This window comes from Pseudomonas congelans (genome assembly GCF_900103225.1).
Classification (GTDB): domain Bacteria; phylum Pseudomonadota; class Gammaproteobacteria; order Pseudomonadales; family Pseudomonadaceae; genus Aquipseudomonas; species Aquipseudomonas congelans.
On record NZ_FNJH01000001.1, the window covers coordinates 791,479 to 813,190 of the forward strand.

Sequence of the window (21,712 nt, forward strand, 5' to 3'; positions counted from 1 at the left end):
GGACGGTAAAGGCTGTCACGATCCGAACCGGCTGGTTAACCTGCGAGGGTTGGCTGGATCCTGATGTCGGCCTTTGAAAAAACGAGACACTCCATGGAAAAAGTCCTCATTATCACCGGTGGTTCGCGCGGTATCGGCGCTGCCACAGCGCGTCTGGCCGCCTCACAGGGTTATCGGATCTGCATCAACTACCTGTCGGATCATGCCGCGGCCGAAAAGACGGCAGGCCAGGTGAGGGCGATGGGCGCCAAGGCGATCACCGTGCAGGCCGACGTCAGCAACGAAGACGAGATCATGCGGCTGTTTGCCAGGGTCGACTCCGAACTCGGTCGTGTCACCCATCTGGTAAATAATGCGGGCACCCTGGCGCAGGCTTCCAGAGTCGAGGACATGTCGGAATTCCGCATGTTGAAGATGATGATGAACAACGTCGTCGGCCCGATGCTGTGCAGCAAACACGCCTTGTTGCGCATGTTGCCAGCTCACGGAGGGCACGGCGGCAGCATCGTCAACGTATCGTCACTCGCGGCACGCCTGGGCTCGGCAGGTGAGTACGTCGACTATGCGGCATCGAAAGGTGCGCTGGACACCTTCACCATCGGCCTGTCCAAAGAGGTCGCAGCGGAAAACGTTCGCGTCAACGCGGTACGTCCGGGCTTCATCTTCACCGACTTTCACGCCTTGAGCGGCGATCCGTTTCGCGTCAGCAAGCTTGAGGGGGCATTGCCAATGGGCCGTGGCGGTACCGCCGAAGAAGTGGCCGAGGCCATTCTCTGGTTGCTGTCGGACAATGCGTCTTACGCCACAGGAACGTTCATCGATGTGGCGGGAGGGCGTTGAAGGCGTCCATGGTCGGGCAGGCGCCTTCAGACCCCGCTTACTGACTCGTCACACCGTGACCGGTGGCGCATTGGCGGGCGGGTCGCCGACTGGCGTTTCATTGGGTGGTGGCGTGGATGGCGGCGGATCCTGTTCGGGCACTGGCTCGGGCAGGGCAGGGTCATCAATGTTTGGATCGGGTACTTCTACCGGATTGGGTAGGGTCATGGTTGCAGCCTCCTTGTCGACACTGTTTACGACCGCCCTGCATGGGTGATGATTCAATTGATTTGCCTCCCGCGATAGTTGCCCCGTTGACCCGCTCCTTCGTTGCTCCATCTCTCGGCACGACCCGTAAACATCCTCAAAACCTTTGAACTTTACCCTCGTTGACCGCTCGGAACCTAGGCAGCGGAAATAGACGAGTCGCCAGCACAGTGCGATCGTACGCTGCCATACCGTCAATTTTTCCATTGCATGGAATGCACAGGAGCGTCCCTGGGGCGTGAGGAGTGATGCTCGATGAATGAACAGCCATACGGTCCGGATTCCCTGGCCACCGATGTCCCGCAAGCAACCCTTCCGCTGTCACTGACCCAGGCGCTGCAATTACCCCGCATCGTGATTGAAGACACGTTGCCGGTGATTGACGGTGGCTTGTTTGCGGCCAAGGCGATCATTGGGCAACCGGTTACCGTGACCAGCAAGGTCTATGCCGATGGGCACGACAAGATGGCGGTCAATATCCGCTGGCGTGCTGCCGACGAAGAACACTGGCACAGCGCGCCAATGCGCGAGCTGGGCAATGACAGCTGGGTCGGTGAATTCACCCCGACCTCTGTCAGCCGTCATGTGTTTCGCCTCGAAGCCTGGATCGATCAGTTCGGCAGCTATCGTTATGAGCTGGAGAAGAAGTTCGGCGCGGGCGTTCCTGTCGATCTGGAACTGGAAGAGGGCCGCATTCATCTGGTGCACGCCGCCGAGCGCAGCCAGAACGAGCAACGTCAGCAGATCGAAAGTCTGCTGGGCCAGCTTGAGCAGGGCGATAAAGACGAGAAGGTCGCGCTGCTGTTGCACAGCGAAACCGCCAGCCTGATGAAGCTGGCCGACAATCAGGCCTTCCTCAGCCGCAGCGTCGAGTTCCCTCTGGATGTCGAGCGTGAGCTGGCGCAGTTCGCCAGTTGGTACGAGCTGTTTCCCCGTTCGATGACCGACGATCCGGCACGCCACGGTACGTTCAACGATGTCCACTCGCGTCTGCCGATTATTCGCGACATGGGCTTCGACGTGCTGTATTTCCCGCCGATTCATCCTATCGGCCGTGCCCACCGCAAGGGGCCGAACAACTCTCTGACCGCAGGCCCTGATGATCCGGGCAGCCCGTATGCAATCGGCAGCGAGGATGGGGGTCATGAAGCCATCCATCCGCAGCTGGGCAGTCGTGAAGATTTCCGTAATCTGGTAAAAGCTGCCGCCGATCATGGTCTGGAAATCGCGTTGGATTTCGCCATCCAGTGTTCCCAGGATCACCCGTGGCTCAAGCAGCATCCGGGCTGGTTCTCGTGGCGTCCGGACGGCACGATCCGTTATGCGGAAAACCCTCCGAAGAAGTATCAGGACATTGTTAACGTCGACTTCTACGCGCCAGACGCCATCCCCGGCCTGTGGACGGAGTTGCGCGACATCGTGCTGGGCTGGGTCAACGAGGGCGTGAAAATCTTCCGCGTCGACAACCCGCACACCAAGCCGCTTCCGTTCTGGCAGTGGATGATCGGCGAGGTGCGCAGTCAGCACCCTGAGGTGATGTTCCTGGCCGAAGCCTTCACCAAGCCGGCAATGATGGCGCGACTGGGCAAAGTCGGGTACAGCCAGAGCTACACCTATTTCACCTGGCGCAACACCAAGGCGGAGCTGTCCGAGTATTTCACCCAGCTCAATGAAGTCCCTTGGCGCGACTGTTATCGTCCGAATTTCTTCGTCAACACGCCTGACATCAATCCGCGCTTCCTGCACGAGTCCGGTCGCCCCGGCTTTCTGATCCGGGCGGCACTGGCCACTATGGGGTCCGGGCTGTGGGGTATGTATTCGGGGTTCGAGCTCTGCGAAGCGGCACCGATTCCCGGCAAGGAAGAGTATCTGGACTCTGAGAAGTACGAGATTCGGGTTCGCGATTACGCGGCGCCGGGCAACATCATCGCCGAGATTGCTCAACTCAACCGCATTCGTCGGCAGAACCCTGCGCTGCAAACGCACCTGGGTCTGAAGCTGTACAACGCGTGGAACGACAACATCCTGTATTTCGGCAAGCGCTCGGCGGATGGCAGCAACTTCATTCTGGTTGCCGTCAACCTCGACCCGTACAACGCACAGGAAGCGGATTTCGAGTTGCCGCTGTGGGAAATGGGCCTGCCGGATGACGCCGCTACGTCGGGTGAAGACCTGATGACCGGGCACCGCTGGACATGGTACGGCAAGTACCAGCACACGCGTCTCGATCCAGCTCAACCGTTTGGAATCTGGCGTATCCAGGCCGCGCAATAACACTCCCGAGGAGTCAATAATGGCCAAAAAGCCCGGTCACGCGACATTTATCAAAGACCCGCTCTGGTACAAGGATGCGGTGATTTATCAGGTTCACGTGAAATCGTTCTTTGATTCCAATAACGACGGAATCGGCGATTTTGCGGGCTTGATCGAAAAGCTCGACTACATTGCCGCGCTGGGCGTCAACACCATCTGGTTGTTGCCGTTTTATCCGTCGCCGCGCCGGGACGATGGCTACGATATTTCCGAATACCGCGATGTGCACAGCGACTACGGCACCATGGCCGATGCCAAGCGTTTCATCGCCCAGGCTCACAAGCGTGGCCTGCGAGTGATCAGCGAACTGGTCATCAATCATACTTCCGACCAGCACCCGTGGTTCCAGAAAGCCCGCAATGCCAAGCCCGGTTCCAAGGCGCGGGATTTCTATGTGTGGTCGGACACTGATCAGAAGTACGACGGTACACGGATCATCTTTCTCGATACCGAGACGTCCAACTGGACCTGGGACCCGGTTGCCGGCCAGTACTTCTGGCACCGTTTCTACTCTCACCAGCCGGACCTGAATTTCGACAACCCGCACGTGCTGGATGCGGTCCTCGAAGTCATGCGCTTCTGGCTGGATCTGGGCATCGACGGTCTGCGTCTGGATGCCATTCCGTACCTCATCGAGCGGGACGGCACCAACAACGAGAACCTGCCGGAAACCCATCAGGTGCTCAAGCGCATTCGTGCCGAGATCGACGCGAACTATCCGGACCGCATGCTGCTGGCCGAGGCCAATCAATGGCCGGAAGACACCCAGCTGTATTTTGGTGACAGCAAAGGCCCGGATGGCGATGAATGCCACATGGCTTTTCACTTTCCGTTGATGCCACGCATGTACATGGCACTGGCCCAGGAAGATCGTTTTCCGATCACCGATATTTTGCGGCAGACGCCGGAAATTCCGGAGAACTGCCAATGGGCGATTTTCCTGCGCAACCACGATGAACTGACCCTGGAAATGGTCACCGATCGTGAGCGTGACTATCTGTGGAATTACTACGCAGCCGACCGCCGCGCACGTATCAACCTGGGCATCCGTCGGCGCCTGGCGCCCTTGGTGGATCGCGATCGTCGCAGGGTCGAGCTGCTGAACAGCATGCTGCTGTCGATGCCCGGCACACCGACGCTGTATTACGGCGACGAGATCGGCATGGGCGATAACATCTACCTGGGCGACCGGGACGGTGTGCGCACGCCCATGCAATGGTCGATTGACCGCAACGGCGGCTTTTCTCGCGCCGACCCGGCCAGTCTGGTGTTGCCACCGATCATGGACCCGATGTATGGCTTTCAGTCGGTCAACGTCGAAATCCAGGAACGCGACCCGCATTCGCTGCTGAACTGGAACCGGCGCATGCTCGCCGTGCGCAAACAGCAGAAGGCATTCGGGCGTGGCACGCTGAAAATGCTTTCGCCATCGAACCGCCGCATTCTTGCCTATACCCGCGAATACACAGCACCTGACGGACACAGTGAAGTGGTGTTGTGTGTCGCCAACGTTTCCAGCGCCGCCCAAGCTGCAGAGCTTGAGTTGTCTGCCTATGCAGGCACGGTGCCGGTGGAAATGCTCGGCGGCAGCGCTTTCCCGCCCATCGGCCAGTTAAGCTACCTGCTGACACTGCCGCCGTACGGTTTTTACTGGTTTTTACTGGCTTCGGAGAATCAAATGCCCAGTTGGCACGTTGAACCCGCGCAGAGCATGCCGGACTTCCCGACTCTGGTGCTCAAGAAGCGTCTGGAAGAGTTGCTCGAAGAGCCACTGCGCAGCACCATGGAAAACACCTCGCTGGCGGTCTACCTGCCCAAGCGGCGCTGGTTCGCGGGCAAGGACAAGGCGATCGAGAAGGTCAGCATTGCCTACGCCGTGCGCTTCGGCGATGAAGCGCACCCGGTATTGCTCAGCGAAATCGAAGTCACCGCAGGCGGCCAGACCGATCGCTATCAATTGCCGTTCGGCTTGCTGGCCGAAGACGACATCAGCAGTGCATTGCCGCAGCAGCTGGCACTGGCCCGAGTGCGTCGCAGCCGCGATGTCGGGTTGATCACTGACGCATTCACCCTGGAAACCTTCATCCGTGCAGTGATTCAGGGCATGCAGTCGGACACGGTCATCCCCTGTGCCGACGGCGAGTTGCGCTTCGAGCAAAGCTCGCAGCTGGCCCCCCTTGGCCTGACCGCCGAGTCGGAAGTGCGCTACCTGTCTGCCGAGCAATCGAACAGTTCGGTGGTGGTCGGCAGCAGTCTGGTGCTCAAGCTGATTCGCAAAGTCAGCGCCGGGACGCACCCAGAGCTGGAAATGGGGGCATTCCTGACCCATGCCGGCTTCAAGAACATTTCTCCGCTGCTGGGCTCACTGGTACGTGTCGGCAAGGACGGCCAGTCCAGTCTGCTGATGATCGCCCAGGGGTATCTGAGCAATCAGGGTGATGCGTGGGAGTGGACCCAGAACAATCTCGAGCGTGCAGTACGTGACGAGCTGGCCCATGGTGTTTCCGGTCAGGAACAGCATTACAACGCGTTGCTCGAACTCGCGGACTTTTCGCGCAGTCTTGGCCAGCGCCTGGGTGAGATGCATCAGATCCTCGCGTCGCCCACCGACAATGCGGATTTTGCCGTTGAAGTCACCAGCAGCCAGGACAGCAAGGCCTCCGGAGCCAGCGTCAACGCTCAGCTCGAGCGCGCCTTGCAGCTGCTGGAACAGCGCATGGGCGAGCTGGAGCAGGACGATCAGCAACTGGTCAAAGACTTGCTCGCGCAGCGCAAGCAGATCCGTCAGCGCATCGAGGGCCTGGCCAAGCGCTCGGCCGGTGGCCTGCGCATTCGTGTGCACGGCGATCTGCATCTGGGGCAAGTACTGGTGGTCAAGGGCGATGCCTACCTGATCGATTTCGAGGGTGAGCCGGCCCGCGCACTTGAAGAGCGCCGTGCCAAGCACAGCCCGTTCAAGGATGTCAGCGGTGTTCTGCGCTCCTTCGATTACGCTGCGGCCATGGCTGTACGCAGTGCGCAGAGCGTCGACACGTCTCCCGAGGCAGCCGGCGCGCGCAAACGTGTGGCTGATACCTATCTGGCGCAAGCGCGAGAAACCTTCATCGAGGGTTATCGCTCGGCGACCACCGGCATGGCCCATGCCTGGAAAGATGCAAAAGGGGAGGACGCTGCACTCGAGCTATTCACCCTTGAAAAAGCTGCTTATGAAGTGATCTACGAAGCCGAGAACCGTCCAGCCTGGCTGGCCGTTCCCTTGCAAGGCTTGCGTGGGCTGCTGCAACCGTCTGATGGAGAGTCAATATGAATGCGCCTGACAAAACCGGCACGCGCCGCCGCGCGATTCCCGCTGCTGTGGACCTCGACGCGCTGATCCGTGCTGAACACCGTGACCCGTTCTCTATCCTCGGCCCGCATGGCGATGGCGGCAGCGGGCAGTACGTCCGCGCCTATCTGCCCGCTGCCTTGAGTGTCCGCCTGCTGGCCAGGGATGATGGTCGCGAACTGGGCGAGATGGAAATGAGCGAAGTGCCGGGGTTTTTCGTCGGTCACCTCGAGCACCCGCAGCCTTACCTGCTGAAAATCAACTGGGCCGGCGGTGAACAGATCACCGAAGACCCCTACAGCTTTGGCCCGCTGCTGGGCGAGATGGACCTCTACCTGTTTGCCGAGGGTAATCATCGCGACCTGAGCAGCTGTCTGGGCGCGCAAGTCACCAGCGTCGATGGCGTGGACGGTGTCCGTTTTGCGGTCTGGGCGCCCAATGCGCGTCGTGTTTCTGTGGTTGGCAGCTTCAACAGTTGGGATGGCCGTCGCCATCCGATGCGCATGCGCCACCCGACCGGCGTCTGGGAAATTTTTGTCCCGCGCCTGCAGCCCGGGGAGGTCTACAAGTACGAAATTCTCGGTGCTCACGGGATTCTGCCCCTGAAAAGCGATCCGATGGCCTTGTCCACCACATTGCCGCCCGATACCGCGTCGAAGATCGCTGCGCCATTGCAATTCGAGTGGAATGACCAGGAGTGGCTGCAATCAAGGGCAGGCCGTCACGAGGTCAACGCGCCCTTGTCGATCTACGAGTTGCACGCAGGCTCCTGGCAAATGGAGCAGGTCGACGACAATCAATGGCGGCAGTACAACTGGCGTGAACTGGCTGACCGCCTGATTCCCTACGTCAAGGAACTTGGCTTCACGCACATCGAGTTGATGCCGATCATGGAGCACCCGTTCGGTGGTTCATGGGGCTATCAGTTGCTGGCCCAGTTCGCGCCAACTGCCCGTTACGGTTCGCCGGAAGATTTCGCGTTCTTCGTCGATGCCTGCCACCGGGCTGAAATCGGCGTCATTCTTGACTGGGTTCCGGCGCATTTTCCAACCGATACCCATGGTCTGGCGCAATTCGACGGTACTTGTCTGTATGAGTACGCTGACCCCAAGGAAGGCTTCCATCAGGACTGGAACACCCTGATCTACAACCTGGGACGCACCGAGGTTCATGGCTTCATGCTGGCCTCGGCACTGCACTGGCTCAAGCATTTCCACATCGACGGTCTGCGCGTGGATGCGGTGGCGTCGATGCTGTACCGCGACTATTCGCGTAATGCCGGCGAATGGGTGACGAATCGCTATGGCGGCCGCGAAAACCTTGAGGCTATCGACTTTCTGCGTCACTTGAACGACGTGGTTGCGCTGGAAGCCCCCGGGACCATGGTGATTGCCGAAGAGTCGACCGCGTGGCCGGGTGTCAGCGAGCCGACCCAGCAGGGCGGGCTTGGCTTCAACTACAAGTGGAACATGGGCTGGATGCATGACTCGCTGCAGTACATGGAAGAGGACCCGATCAACCGCGGGCATCACCATGGCAAGCTGAGCTTCAGTCTGGTGTATGCGTGGTCCGAGCGTTTTGTACTGCCTATTTCCCACGACGAAGTGGTGCACGGCAAACATTCGCTGATCGACAAGATGCCGGGTGACCGCTGGCAGAAATTCGCTAACCTGCGTGCCTATCTGTCATTCATGTGGACGCACCCAGGCAAGAAGCTGCTGTTCATGGGCTGCGAATTCGGCCAATGGCGCGAGTGGAATCACGACAGGGAACTGGACTGGTACTTGATGCAATACGCCGAGCACGTGGGCGTGAAGAACCTGGTCGGCGACCTGAACCGCCTCTATCGAGAGGAAAAGGCGCTGCACGAGCGCGATGCAGACCCTGCCGGCTTCCAGTGGCTGGTTGGCGATGACAGTGCCAACAGCGTGTTTGCGTACCTGCGCTGGAGCAAAGACGGCGAACCGTTGCTGGTGGTCGCCAACATGACTCCGGTGCCGCGCCTGGACTACCGTCTCGGCGCGCCGATGCGAGGTGCCTGGACGGAGCTGTTGAACAGTGACGCAGAAACCTACGCAGGCTCCAACTTTGGCAACGGTGGCGAGGTCCTGACTGAAGCCGCGCCGGCGCATGGGATGGAGGATTCGCTGGTGCTGAATCTGCCACCACTCGCGGTGCTGATCTTCAAGCCGAAGAAAGACTGATCAAGGCGCGTCCCCGCGCCAACGGTCGCATTACCACACCAGCCTGAACCCCAGGCTGGTGTTCACTCCCTCCGTTCCATGCTCGTCCAGATCACTGAGGTAATCAGCGCTCCAGTACAGACTGGCGTTGCTGCTCAATGTCGCTATCATCCCTGCGCCAATACTGCCCGTCGTTGATCGATGCGCGGTTCTTATCTGCTCTGCGTGATCGAAGGTCAGCGTGTCATGGCCGTCTTTGGTGTGCCAGAGATTGGCGCGCAGATAAGGTTCTATCGGTACGCTGCTCAATTGATAGCGTCCCTTGAAGCGCATGCCGATGCGCCCTGTGGTGTAAGCCTGACTGTCGAATCCGAGACGGGCAATGCCGTCATCCTGATCCTGCAGGTCTACGCGTTGATAGATGATCTGTACCTGAGGCTCTGCAACCCAGCGCTGTGAGAGCGGCAGCGCGTACCCTGCCTCGACAGACAGGCTCATCACATGGCCTTCAGTGTCGACACCGATGCCCCTGACAGAGCGACTGCGGCCATCCAGGCGTGTGCCCATCGCTACTGCGTCGACGTATCCGCCACTCGGTGTAGTCAGCGTCCAGTAGGCGCCCAGGCTCTCGCCCTCCAGTTTCAGACGCCCTGTCTGGTAGTCGCTGAAGCCCTCTGCAAACCCCTTCAACTTGCCGTCCAGACGGTTATGCGCCACGAACAGGCCGACACGCTGAGTCTGCCCGTTGTCCTGTTGCCAGGCATACACGTCATGGCCTATCTGATAACCCTTGAATGAAGCGTCCAGGCCCGGGCTCACATCTCCGGACCAGCGTTGCCTGAAGTCACTGCCGAACACGCGTGCCCAACCTGCCGGCGTCGTGCCGTTTTGCGTCAACAAGGCTTGATCACCCTGGCGCTCATGAAAGGCGCCCAGTGAACTCAGGGCCAGGACCGCAGCAGTCGGTGCCACGACGGAGTAATTGGCGACCTCGGGTCGGTACAGCGCGATGGGCGCGGCTCCGCGAACGGGTTCCGGCAGCGGCGGGGTTCCGATTGCGGGCACTGGCAGTGTGGCTGCTGGCAGGACAGGGGCGGGGTTGGTCGGCTCGGGCTCAGGGTTTTGGGGCGGGACAGGGACAGGCTGCGGCGTTGGCTCAGGTTCGGGATCAGGCGCAGGCTGTGGTGTAGGTGTAGGTGTAGGTGTAGGTGTAGGTGTAGGTGTAGGTGTAGGTTCGGGGACAGGAACAGGTGTGGGCAGTGGAGTTGGCTGTGCAGGTTCGGGGGCGGGCTCGACAGGGGGCGGCGCTGGTGTTGGCGGAGCGATCACCGCAGAGCGCAGAAACCAGCTGTTCTCAGAGCCGGCAGTGGCACCGCCCTTGAACAGGTAGTACTGATAAGCACCTGCCGACAGCGGATTTTGTAACGAAAAGGCCGTGTTGTCGCTGGTTGCGCCGTTGATGGCTTGCACCACTTCGATGCCATTGCCACGGGTCAGGGCGCCGAGGCCACCCGCGTTGCTGACCAACATGCGCGTAGACCCACTAATACGTCCTTGTGTCACCACCAGTCGGTTGCTGGCAGATGCATCGTCGCCCAGCGCCGAGAGCAACAGCAGTCGCCCGTTCTGGCCGGTGTAATTGCCGGCCACCGTCAATGTGCCAGTGAGTGAACGGCCTGCATCGCTCAGGTCCAGCGTTCCGGCATTCTCCAGTGAGGCAAGGGATCCGGCGCTGAAGGGCACAATACTGCCCGAGGTCGAGAGCAGCGTGCTGGTGGAATCGATGTTCAGAACGCCGGTGTCACTCACGTTGTCGCCGAGCACCAGCGTGCCGGCCAGATTCAGCTGCGAGCCATTGCTCACGTTGACTGTTTCCCAGTTGGCATAGCGACCCGGCTGCGACGATGCGGTGTTGTCGAAGGTCAACACGTCGTTGCCCGGGCCGCCGTCGAGCAGCGGGTTGGCGCTCAGGTAGTATTCGCTCAGGTTGTACAGAACTGCCGTATCGTTGCCGTCCGCCATCAACACGTTGCTGCGTGCATAACCGCCGTTCAGCCAGTTGAAGCTGTCACTGCCAACGCTGGTACGAACTTCGCCACTAATCTCACCGCCACTTAGGGTGATCCGGTCGTCGCCGCCACTGACACTGACATTGCCGCCAACAAGGCCGCCCGACAGGGTGATCGTGTCCCTGCCAAAGCCGGTGACCAGGTTGTTGATGATTGTGCCACCGGACATCTCGAATACATTGTTGTCCAGCTTCATGTCCACGCGACCGATGCTGCCAGCGGTCATCACCGCCACGTCGCCATCCTCGAACGCGCGAGTGATGGTGCCACCCGTCATCAGAAAGGTATCCCGCCCATCGCCCTGGGCCAGGGAGCCCAGCGTGCCACCACTCATGACAAAATCGTCGGGATCATCGCCCTGGTTCAGATCGCCGCTGACCTGACCCGCAAAAAGTGTGAAGCGGTCGATCCCGGCTCCTTGGGTCACGCTGCCCAGAATGCGCCCCGACTGCATGTCCACGCTGTCCATTCCCGGACCAAAAAGGATATTGCCGGATACGGTGCCCGTCCCGCCCACCGGAAATATCAGCACGTGGTCGCCACTCAGGGCGCTAAAAGGCCCGCTGCTGCCGCTATCACAGACCTGAACACCCGCCGCTGCCAGGGAGGAAAGTGTGCAGGCACCTTCGGCCCAGGAAGGGATTATTGCCAGTATCACCACGGGCAGCACGTTGCAGGTCTGGTACTGATGAACACGACGGATTTTCATCACAGCTCTCCCGGCCAGGCAGCAGGGGGGCAATCGAGAGGGACCGAGGCGCCAGACTGCTACGCAAAGCGACGTCACGCCAAGATGGGTGTCGATCACTTCGCAAGCCTGTTTCGAGGCTCGCAGTATCAAGTCAAGAAGTCGTTGCCGGTTGCGTCAAGAAGTTGACCGACCGATGGCGTAATTTCAGCTTTATCTACTAACTATTGGAACTACAAGCGAAAAGCTTATGCAGGAAAGTCACTGTCGAGGCCGATTCATTCTGCTGCAGCGGCACGCCGAGACAGCCAGATTGTCAGGGCCAGCGCGCAAACCGACAGCAGGGCAGCGTAGAAAAATATCCAGTCATAGCCCTGGCCCAGGGCAATTGCGCCCATCACAGGACCTGCGATTGCCAGTGCCAGATCGAAGAACACCGCGTAGGCGCTCAGACCCGCGCCGCGGCTGGGGGTAGGCACGCGCTTTATGGCCTCCACGCCGAGTGCAGGGTAGACCAGCGACAGCCCAACGCCGGTCAGTCCGGCCCCTGCAAGGGCAACGGCGCTGCTCGGCGAGAGCCAGAGCATCAGTAGCCCGCAGATTTCTACCGCCATGCACACAATGGCTGCGTTGTAGCCGCCCAGCCGATTGATGGCGCCGATGAACAGCAGACGGGCGAGGATAAAGCACACACCAAACATGCTCAGGCAATAGGCTGCGCCTTCCCAGCCACGATTCAGATAGAACAGGGTGATGAAGGTGGTCAGCGTCCCATAGCCGATCGACGATAGCGTCAGTCCCAGACCATAGGGTGCGATCCGGCCGAATACCGACCAGTAGGGCAGGCGCTCACCGACAATGATGGGTACCGACGGCTTGTTGCGAATCAGCCTCAGTGCCAGACCCGCCATTACCATCAGGGCGACACCCAGGCTGTTGAAGCCAATGCTGTCGATGACCACCACGCCCAGCGGTGCACCGATGGCAATCGCACCATAGGACGCAATACCGTTCCACGAGATTGAGCGGGCAGTGTGTTCCGGGCCGACCTTGCCGATGCACCAACTGATGGTGCCGACCCCGATAAGCCCCTGAGAGACGCCAAGGAACAGCCGTGCGACGATGAGAATCGACAGGCTCAGCGTGGCAAACTCGTGCAGCAGTGTTGCCAGCAAGGTCATGCTGCCGCTGATGACGATGCCCCACAGTCCGAACACAATAGAGCGCTTGCTGCCCAGTGTATCTGTCGCACGGCCGGCGAAAGGTCGGCTGAGCAGGGTGGCGAGGTACTGCGAGGCGATGGTCAGGCCGGCAATCAACGGGCTGAAACCCAGCTGGTCATGAACATAGCCGGGCAATACCGCAATAGGCAGGCCGATGCACAGGAAGGCAATGAACGTGTAAAAGACGATGGAGACGATCTGCAGAGTAATCGTCATGGAACCGGGACGTGCGGCAGGCATTGGGCTCTTCGCTGGCAGGCGGTGGGAGTGCCTCATCATGGCGTGCGTCGTGGATAAATGAAAGCAGGCTAACGGTATTATGCGGGCTGCTTATCAGACAGTTGCCGTTGTGAGGATATGGTCATAGGATGACTGATCACATCACAATAATAAAAAGGTTCGTCATGAAAAATATCCTGTTGCTGGCCGCCGCAGTCAGTTGTTCATTCGGCCTGAGTGCCCAGGCAGCCACCTTCGCCTACATTTCCAGCCCCACCGACGGGCTCATCTCCCAATACCGTCTGGATGAAAAAAGCGGAGCGCTCAGCCTGGTCGAGCAAACCAAAGCGGGCGATCAGGTCAATCCGATGGCCATCACGCCGGATGGCAAGGCGCTATTCGCGGCGTTGCGTGCCAAGCCGTATCAAGTGCTGAGTTTCAGCATCGAGCCTGGAACAGGACACCTCAAACCGCTGAGCCAAGCACCGCTGGCCGAGAGTCTGGCTTACCTGTCTACTGATCGCAGCGGACGCTTCCTGTTCGGCGCGTCCTATGGTGCCGACTTGCTCAGCGTCCAGCCCATCGATGCGCAGCACCGCCCCAGCGACAGCATTCAGACTTACAAGACCGGCATGCACGCGCATTCGGTACGCACCGATCCGAGCAACCGGTTTGTGTACGCCGGCAACCTGGGAGTCGATCGTGTGCTGCAATACCGCCTGGAGCCCAAGGACGGCAAGCTTGTCCCCATCGGCGAGGGCTATGTCGCCGTTCCCGGCAATACCGGTCCGCGTCACCTGGCATTCTCGTCCGACGGCAAGTTTCTGTATGTCGTCGGTGAAATGAGTGGCACCGTCACGGCCTTCGCGATCAATCAGAAAACCGGTGCGTTGAAGCAGATCAGTCAGGCAGACGGTATTCCCAAGCGCTTGAAGCTGGCACCGGGACAGGCCCGCGATGCGCGCAACAACGATCTCAAGGATGATCCGACGCCGCGTATCTGGGCCGCGGATATTCGCATCGCGCCGAACGGCAAATGGCTGTTCATCAGCGAGCGCACCACCAGCAGCGTGTCGGTGTTCAAGGTTGACCCCGCCAGTGGCAAGGTGACGTTCGTTGAAAATTACCCCGTTCAGGAAAAGCAGCCGCGCAACATCGCGGTGTCGCCCAACGGGCGCTGGTTGCTGGTAAGTGGCGAGAAAAGCGACAAGGTCGGCAGTTACGCCATCGGCGAGAAGGGAGCCTTGCAACGGGTCAGCGAAGCGCCCTCGGGCAAGGGTGCGTTGTGGATTGAAGTGCTCAGCCAGCCGAGCGAATAAGCGTTCTGAAAATAAAAAGCCCTGTCACAAGACAGGGCTTTTTGCTATCGCTGGCTGAAAGGCTTAGAACGAAACGCCCTGGCTGCGCAGGTAATCGTCATAAGTGCCGCTGAAGTCGATCACACCGCTTGGGCTGAGTTCGATGATGCGGGTCGCCAGCGATGACACGAACTCGCGGTCGTGACTGACGAAGATCAGTGTGCCTGGATAGTTTTCCAGCGCCAGGTTCAGCGATTCGATGGATTCCATGTCCAGGTGGTTGGTCGGTTCGTCCATCACCAGCACGTTGGGCTTTTGCAGGATCAGCTTGCCGAACAGCATACGGCCCTGTTCACCACCGGAAATCACCTTCACCGACTTGAGGATCTCGTCGTTGGAGAACAGCATGCGGCCCAGGGTGCCACGCACGATTTGCTCGCCGCCCTGGGTCCACTGACCCATCCAGTCGAACAGGGTGGAGTCATCCTCGAAATCGTGGGCGTGGTCCTGAGCGTAGTAGCCGATTTCCGCTGCATCGGTCCACTTGACCGTGCCTGCATCCGGTTGCAACTCGTTGACCAGGGTGCGCAGCAGGGTGGTCTTGCCGATGCCGTTCGGGCCGATGATGGCCACACGTTCGCCGGCTTCGACCTGGAAGCTGAAGTCCTTGAACAGGGTCTTGCCGTCGAAGCCTTTGGCCATGCGATCGACGATGACCGCCTGACGGTGCAGCTTCTTGGTCTGCTCGAAACGAATGAACGGGCTGACACGGCTGGATGGCTTGACCTCGGCCAGCTGGATCTTGTCGATCGCCTTGGCTCGGGAAGTGGCCTGCTTGGCTTTCGAGGCGTTGGCCGAGAAGCGGCTGACGAACGATTGCAGTTCGGAAATCTGAGCTTTCTTCTTGGCGTTGTCGGACAGCAACTGCTCGCGCGACTGGGTCGCCACGGTCATGTACTCGTCATAGTTGCCCGGGAACAGACGCAACTCGCCGTAATCCAGGTCGGCCATGTGCGTGCACACGCTGTTCAGGAAGTGACGGTCGTGGGAGATGATGATCATCAGGCTGTTACGCTGTGTCAGGATGTTTTCCAGCCAGCGAATGGTGTTGATGTCCAGGTGGTTGGTCGGTTCGTCGAGCAGCAGCACTTCCGGATCGGAGAACAGTGCCTGCGCCAGCAGAACGCGCAGCTTCCAGCCCGGCGATACTTCGCTCATCGGACCGTTGTGCTGTTCGATGCCGATGCCCAGACCCAGCAGCAATTCACCCGCGCGGGATTCGGCGGTATAGCCGTCCATTTCCGCAAACTCGGTTTCCAGTTCGGCAACGGCCATGCCGTCATCTTCACTCATTTCCGGCAGCGAATAGATGCGATCGCGCTCGGCCTTGACCTTCCACAGCTCTTCGTGACCCATGATGACGGTGTCGAGCACCGTGAACTCTTCATAGGCGAATTGATCCTGGCGCAGCTTACCCAGACGCACGTTCGGTTCCAGCATCACCTGCCCACCCGAGGGCTCGAGGTCGCCACCGAGGATTTTCATGAACGTGGACTTGCCGCAGCCGTTCGCGCCAATCAGGCCGTAACGGTTACCAGCGCCAAACTTGACCGAGACATTCTCGAACAAGGGTTTGGGGCCGAACTGCATCGTGATGTTAGCTGTGGAGATCAATTACTTTACCTATCAATAACTTGGGCAATAACCGGGGGGGCGCTGGCGTCAGCGGGTGTGGTGTTCAGAACCCCACCGAAGCTGTTCAGTCCGCTCCGTCCGAGCATGAGCTGAACCAACGGGCATACGTCTACAGCAACTGCAGCCTGCCACGACTGCGTTGCCGGGATATGAATGTGGGGGTTCACGCCAGACATTGGCGCGCATTGTCGCATAGGTCGGGCGGCAGTGACATGGTGGACGGCAGAGGATTGCCGAGTTTAACGGGGCGGGGCAGGGCTGGCACTTGTTTTTCAGCGCCCTTCGCAGCGTGTAGCTGCGCAATCCTTTGAATACTATCGCTGAAGCGCGTCGCTGACTTTATGTCGAACTTCATCAAGGCTCAACTTGGGAATGACCTCGTGCGGCACTCGCGAGCTGTCGGACACATTGAATACCTGGAAGTCACTCCCGACGACCTGTTTCGACATCAGCTCCAGCGAGGGCAGAATTCTCGATTCGTAATGCTGGTCCAGACCACAGGGTGAGCACTTGTCGCTAGATGATTCATAGAATCGGCCCACGGACTGATTCATATCGAAGCCGACCAGAAATACCTGGCTGAAACCAAGGTGATAGGACAATTGCAGAGCCAGGTACATGACAGTTCTGGCGTCGAAAAAACCAAGTTCCAGATTCTTGCTGAAGCCGATATCCCTGCTTCGGCTACTCCATAACGAGAGTTTCCTGACCAGTGCATCTTCTCGCGAGCAGAGTGCGGCAACTGTCGACAGTCTCGCCGATTTCTTCAATGCATAAGCGCTTCCTGAGGGTCTGGGAATGTCGCCGTGAAACTGATCTTCCCAGAGGCCTACATTTTCGCTGGAGCGCATGGCAGCGGCGAATAGCTCAGGCTGCTGGTTGGGGAAATCCCTGTCGGAGCACACGTAGAACAACGGTTTTATGTTCGTGTCTGCGAACATCGAGAACGCGCCGTTCATGGTGATCATGGGGATGTGCGAGAACTCTTTGATCGGGAAATCCCTGGCTGATTTTCCCGAGCCGATCAGGAAGACCGGTCCTTTTCGGGTGCCCCTGCATTTTCCGAAATCAAGCACGTGCGTCGGTGCGGGGGTGTGCTCGTCAACAGAGTTACGTAGATGGCGTGTCGAATTAATTGATTGACCAGTCATGACTACCCTGTAAGCACTAGTGGCGAATTAGTTGGGGAATTGTGCGCGCAATATTATTGGCTAGTTGCCATTAATTCAATATCAAAGGGTTTAAAAAGAGTATCACACTGGACACAAATAGCTACAGAGTGAGGCGCCTGCTTCCCGGAGTGTGCTTCTCGCTAGATGGTTTTCGGATGTAAGCTCAGATAGGTGATATTGATATAATATTGATTGGCCACTGTTTGCTGGCAGCCGGATTTGATCCTGTTCACGGCAAAAGCTCCGGTAAATCAGATGCGCAGCAGCAAGCTCGGAAACAGGTATCAGGGCGATACATTTGCTTGGGGCGAGGTGGGCGAAGGCAGTCACTGGAGGCTTGTTCTGCAAGGCCCGGTGATTACCGGGCCTGCCATTTCTGGTGCGTGTTGACGGTTAGTCGGATTTCCTTTCCTGCTTTTTCCTCCTGAACCAGCTTCCCAATGCATGGAAAGGGTGGATGAACATCGCAATCGCTCCAAGCAGAAAGACGATGGAGACAAGGATCAGACCCAGGCCTTCGTGTGCAAACATAGTGATTGACTCCTGTTGTCACTGTGTCGGTCCGTTGAAGACTAGCCGCTGAAACGTTTCACCTCATGAAGAAATGTTAAGGAACTTTCTCGAAGCGGCTTTCAGAGCGAGCGGTGTGCCGGGCAGATCCCGTCACGGTTTCGCGCAGACCCCCGGTTTTGCTCCGCAGAACCATTCGGATCGAGCGCTGACGTTGCCAGGTTACGGCAGGCCGAAAAGTATCTTCAGCGCCGTCGCGGAACTAGATGACGCCATGACGAGACTATAAGCACGCTCGCGTTCAGCAGGCGTGGCCTGTGAATGTGCATTCTCATGATCCCGGAGGTTACTGACATGAAGTCCCTTTTCCGTCCAGCTTTGTTGCTGGCTGTCGCTTTACCCCTGTTCCTGGCTGGCTGCGGAGACAAGGAGCCCGAGCAGCGCACTGCGTTCACTCAGTTTCTGCAAACCCGAATTGTCGACAAGCCAGGCGTGCATGTTCCCAAGCTGACAGATGATGAGAAGAAAGCCTTTGGTGATTACACCTCGCACTATGCGGTCATCTCCGACTTCGGCGCGGGTATGGACTCGGCGGTACAGCCGCTCGCCGGCTTGATGCAGAAAGGTTCTTTTCATTCGGTAAGCGATGTCATTCAACGCCGCGCCGACCTGGCTGCCGTGCAGACGGGCCTTGATGAAGTGGGCGAGAAGCTGACCATCGAGCAGGGCAAGGCGGACGCCGCACGCGCGAAACTCAAGCAGCCGGAAGACTTGAAGGTGGTTTACGACAAGGCCTACGACCGGACTGTCAGCGTACCCGCCAACACCTTCCGCGAAGTGCTGCCGCAGATAAAGGGCACCTTTTCCAGTGGCCTGAAGGTTGCCGATTATGTGGACGCGCACAAATCGCAGATCGATATCTCCGGTTCGACGATCACCGTCAAGGATCCTGTGGTCCAGACCGAGCTCAACAAACTGCTGCAAGAGCTGAACGAGCAGGGCAAGAATGCTCAACAAGCCCAGTCCAAACTGCAATCGCTGATGACCGGCCGCTGATATCGAGCAGCTGCACCTGAAGTGCCGGCCCGGCCCTGTGCCGGGCCGGTCCTTGTCTCAGGTATGATTCGGCCATCTGTCTGCCTGATGCCGAGAATCAACCGCCTGATGATCACCCCTCCTTCAATGACCATTACCCTGCGTGATGCTTCCTCTGCTGATGCGTTATGCCTCGCGGCGCTCGGCACGCAGGTTTTTCTCGACACCTACGCAACGCAGGGCATTCGACAATCCATCGCCCGCGAGGCGCTGGAGGCCTTTTCGCCTGTGAACTTTACGCAATTGCTCATCGAACCGACAACGTTCATCGTCGTGGCGGAGTCGCAAGGGCATTTGATTGGTTTTGCTCAGGTTGCATTGCGCACAGACCACGCAATGCTCGGTGTATCGACCGCTGCCGAGTTGCAACGCCTTTATGTGCAGGAGCGTTTCACAGGGCGTGGAGCGGGGCGGCTGTTACTTGAAGCCGCCGAACAGCGTGCAACAATTGCTCACGCCTCGCTATTATGGGCGACGGTCTGGGTTGGCAACACGCGCGCGCTGGCGTTTTACCCTCGTCAAGGCTATGAGCTGAAAGGTACGCCGCACTATTTGTTTCAGGGCGAGACACATGAGAACCACCTGTTTGCCAAACCGCTGATGACTACTGACTGACACGACGTTGCTGTGCAACAAGGACGCTGAATGCTGCGCATACTGGGCAAGACCTCATCGATCAACGTACGAAAAGTACTCTGGACGTGTGAGGAACTGAAGATACCCTTTACTCAGGAAGACTGGGGGTCAGGCTTCAAACCTGCGGACACGGATGAGTTTGTCGCGCTCAACCCGAATGCCATGGTGCCGGTTATCGTCGATGATGACTTCGTACTTTGGGAGTCCAACAGCATCGTTCGCTATCTGGCCAACCGTTATGCTGGCGACTCCGTTTATCCGCTGGATCCACGTGGCAGGGCGCAGACCGATCAGTGGATCGACTGGCAAGGCTCGGATCTGAACCGATCATGGAGTTATGCCTTCATGTCACTGGTGCGGCGCTCGACCGAACATCAGGACCCTGCCGCCATAGCCGCGTCCTGTGCTCAGTGGGCCAGGCATATGCAGATACTCGACAGGCAGCTGGAAAAGACCGGCGCCTATGTATGCGGCGAGCGTTTTACCCTGGCTGATATCCCCATCGGTCTTTCAGTCAATCGCTGGTTTGAGACGCCTCTCGAGCATCCTGATCTGCCCGCCGTCAATGCGTATTACGAACGCCTGAGCCACCGTTCCGGCTACCTCCTGTACGGGCGCAACGGAACTCCGTGACGGCTTGTCGGGCTCGCGTTTATCCTTGGGCACCATTGTGAGTCCTGTTGCCTGTTAAGGAGTCGTCGAAGTGACCAGCATCAAAATTACCGCGGGCGGATACGAGTTTCTCGCCGAAACCCATTCGGATGCACCGCAAACGGTGGAGGCGTTTCTCAAGCTGCTGCCCTATCGGCAGAAATTCATCCATGTGCGCTGGAGCGGAGAGGGCTGCTGGGTGCCGCTGGATGATTATCAGCTGAAGCTGGATGACACATTGATCGGCTTCGAGAACGCAACCAGCCATCCTTCGGTGGGCGACATTCTTTTCTATCCGGGCGGTTACAGCGAAACCGAGATTATCCTTGCCTACGGCTCGTGCTGTTTCGCCAGCAAGATGGGGCAGTTGGCGGGCAACCATTTTCTGACCATTACCCAGGGTAAGGAAAACCTGCGCAAACTGGGCGTGAAGACGCTCTGGGAAGGCGCTCAGGACGTGGTTTTCGAGCTGGCTTGAGCCTGTGGCCATTGCACGATAGGCATTTGCCCGTATTTGTTGGAACTGCTGATCTTCGCCAGGGGTCTAGTCCACGATGCTTCCAGCTCCCGGAAGCCGACCTGGAGACATGACCTTGAATATTTTCGAAGCCCTGCGCGAAAGCCATGACCGTCAACGCAGCTACGCTGATGCCCTGATCCAGACCAGTGGCGACAGCGCTGAACGCGAGAAGGCCTACAAACAGCTCAAGGAAGAACTGCAGGCCCACGAAACGGCCGAGGAACGGTTTTTCTACATCCCTCTGATGGCCCACGACAACGGCGTGGACCTGAGCCGTCACGCCATTTCCGAGCATCACGAGATGGACGAGATGATGGAAGAGCTCGATGAAACCGAGATGTCGAGCCCGGCCTGGCTGGCTACCGCGAAAAAGCTGTCGGAAAAAGTGCACCACCACCTGAAGGAAGAAGAGCAGAAGTTCTTCCAGATGGCGGGCAAATTGCTCGACGAAAAGCAGAAACAGAGCCTTGCTGGCGAATACGTAAAGGAATACGAAGAGCAATTGGCTGAAGGTTGATAGCGCGGTGCAGTGTTAGAATCGACTTTTTATCAGCGAAGACATGACATGAAGTTTCTGTTTCTGACGAGCGCGACGGTGATTGCTGCAACGGTATTGACCGGGTGTGCAGCGCCTTCCAGTTCCGCACGTGCCGCAGGACCCTACAAGGTCCTGTCGAGCGCCAAGCAGGATGCGGCTGTGGCCCAGTGCATTCAGGTGACCTGGCAGAACGAAGCCATGTTCGGCACGTCTTCTGACGTATTTCTGCATGACCTGTCAGGCGGCGGCTTCACTGTGTTTACCACCGAATCGACCTATTTCGCCGACGTGCGCGGCAAAGGTCCGACCACTGCCGTTGAGTTCTATGCCCCGCAAGGCGATGCCCAGGCCGCTTTGCGCTCTGCGGCCATCGCGACCTGTCTTTAAGTCTGTTCCCCGCCGCGCACGCTCCCGGACGCTTCTCGTTGCCACGCTCCGGCGTGGGAACGCCGTTCCGGACGCTCTGCGTCCAAGTGCCTGCTGGTTTTTTG

At 58.7% G+C, this 21,712-nt stretch carries 16 protein-coding genes; 11 read left to right on the forward strand and 5 right to left on the reverse strand.

Translation table 11 applies throughout. The features are described 5' to 3' along the window. Positions 1-93 precede the first annotated feature (93 nt). Positions 94-840 carry an SDR family oxidoreductase gene (locus BLR20_RS03440; RefSeq protein WP_054993665.1) on the forward strand — a complete coding sequence of 249 codons (747 nt, stop codon included), beginning with the start codon at positions 94-96 and terminating at the stop codon, positions 838-840. Between the two features lie 48 nt (positions 841-888). Here the strand turns inward: BLR20_RS03440 and BLR20_RS03445 are convergent, their stop codons facing one another. Further along, positions 889-1,047 carry a hypothetical protein gene (locus BLR20_RS03445; protein WP_074594387.1) on the reverse strand — a complete coding sequence of 53 codons (159 nt, stop codon included), beginning with the start codon at positions 1,045-1,047 and terminating at the stop codon, positions 889-891. 294 nt (positions 1,048-1,341) lie between these two features. Here BLR20_RS03445 and BLR20_RS03450 point away from each other — a divergent pair, with 294 nt between their 5' ends. From BLR20_RS03450 to glgB, 3 genes are read left to right on the forward strand one after another with little or no spacing between them, the layout of a single operon-like run. Continuing rightward, positions 1,342-3,360 (forward strand): alpha-1,4-glucan--maltose-1-phosphate maltosyltransferase, encoded by a 2,019-nt coding sequence (locus tag BLR20_RS03450; protein WP_032614017.1) that lies wholly within the window; start codon positions 1,342-1,344, stop codon positions 3,358-3,360. Positions 3,361-3,379: 19 nt separating this feature from the next. Continuing rightward, positions 3,380-6,706: a maltose alpha-D-glucosyltransferase gene (gene treS, locus BLR20_RS03455; RefSeq protein WP_054993664.1), complete on the forward strand. Its 3,327-nt coding sequence runs from the start codon at positions 3,380-3,382 to the stop codon at positions 6,704-6,706. Beyond that, positions 6,703-8,928: a 1,4-alpha-glucan branching protein GlgB gene (gene glgB, locus BLR20_RS03460; protein ID WP_054993663.1), complete on the forward strand. Its 2,226-nt coding sequence runs from the start codon at positions 6,703-6,705 to the stop codon at positions 8,926-8,928. Before treS ends, glgB begins: the two co-directional genes overlap by 4 nt. Before the next feature lie 30 nt (positions 8,929-8,958). On the opposite strand, the gene BLR20_RS03465 is transcribed toward glgB, so the two are convergent. Together BLR20_RS03465 and BLR20_RS03470 are read right to left on the reverse strand one after the other, a co-directional pair. After that, positions 8,959-11,685 carry an autotransporter family protein gene (locus BLR20_RS03465; RefSeq protein ID WP_054993662.1) on the reverse strand — a complete coding sequence of 909 codons (2,727 nt, stop codon included), beginning with the start codon at positions 11,683-11,685 and terminating at the stop codon, positions 8,959-8,961. Between the two features lie 257 nt (positions 11,686-11,942). Then, positions 11,943-13,127: an MFS transporter gene (locus BLR20_RS03470; protein WP_054993661.1), complete on the reverse strand. Its 1,185-nt coding sequence runs from the start codon at positions 13,125-13,127 to the stop codon at positions 11,943-11,945. Between the two features lie 164 nt (positions 13,128-13,291). Between BLR20_RS03470 and BLR20_RS03475 the strand changes: the two genes are divergently transcribed. Continuing rightward, positions 13,292-14,425, forward strand: a complete 1,134-nt coding sequence (locus BLR20_RS03475) for a lactonase family protein (RefSeq protein WP_054993660.1) — start codon at positions 13,292-13,294, stop codon at positions 14,423-14,425. A gap of 63 nt (positions 14,426-14,488) precedes the next feature. Here BLR20_RS03475 and BLR20_RS03480 read toward each other — a convergent pair whose 3' ends face one another. Together BLR20_RS03480 and BLR20_RS03485 are read right to left on the reverse strand one after the other, a co-directional pair. After that, complete coding sequence (locus BLR20_RS03480) at positions 14,489-16,078, reverse strand: ABC-F family ATPase (protein ID WP_025990880.1); 1,590 nt, start codon at positions 16,076-16,078, stop codon at positions 14,489-14,491. A 335-nt stretch (positions 16,079-16,413) separates the two neighbouring features. Continuing rightward, positions 16,414-17,250 carry an LPS biosynthesis protein gene (locus BLR20_RS03485; protein WP_025990881.1) on the reverse strand — a complete coding sequence of 279 codons (837 nt, stop codon included), beginning with the start codon at positions 17,248-17,250 and terminating at the stop codon, positions 16,414-16,416. A gap of 885 nt (positions 17,251-18,135) precedes the next feature. Here BLR20_RS03485 and BLR20_RS03500 point away from each other — a divergent pair. The 6 genes from BLR20_RS03500 to BLR20_RS28020 all read left to right on the forward strand — a co-directional run bounded on the left by BLR20_RS03500 (position 18,136) and on the right by BLR20_RS28020 (position 21,608). Beyond that, positions 18,136-18,837 (forward strand): DUF3053 domain-containing protein, encoded by a 702-nt coding sequence (locus tag BLR20_RS03500; protein ID WP_010429537.1) that lies wholly within the window; start codon positions 18,136-18,138, stop codon positions 18,835-18,837. A gap of 108 nt (positions 18,838-18,945) precedes the next feature. Next, positions 18,946-19,491, forward strand: a complete 546-nt coding sequence (locus tag BLR20_RS03505; RefSeq protein WP_054993684.1) for a GNAT family N-acetyltransferase — start codon at positions 18,946-18,948, stop codon at positions 19,489-19,491. 30 nt (positions 19,492-19,521) lie between these two features. Further along, on the forward strand, positions 19,522-20,145 hold the full coding sequence (locus tag BLR20_RS03510) for a glutathione S-transferase family protein (protein WP_010429543.1): 624 nt from the start codon (positions 19,522-19,524) through the stop codon (positions 20,143-20,145). A gap of 70 nt (positions 20,146-20,215) precedes the next feature. Then, positions 20,216-20,641, forward strand: a complete 426-nt coding sequence (locus BLR20_RS03515; protein ID WP_054993658.1) for a DUF3830 family protein — start codon at positions 20,216-20,218, stop codon at positions 20,639-20,641. Positions 20,642-20,756: 115 nt separating this feature from the next. Beyond that, positions 20,757-21,200, forward strand: a complete 444-nt coding sequence (locus BLR20_RS03520) for a hemerythrin domain-containing protein (RefSeq protein ID WP_003369485.1) — start codon at positions 20,757-20,759, stop codon at positions 21,198-21,200. Between the two features lie 48 nt (positions 21,201-21,248). Beyond that, on the forward strand, positions 21,249-21,608 hold the full coding sequence (locus BLR20_RS28020) for a hypothetical protein (protein WP_010429551.1): 360 nt from the start codon (positions 21,249-21,251) through the stop codon (positions 21,606-21,608). The last annotated feature ends 104 nt before the right edge of the window (positions 21,609-21,712 follow it).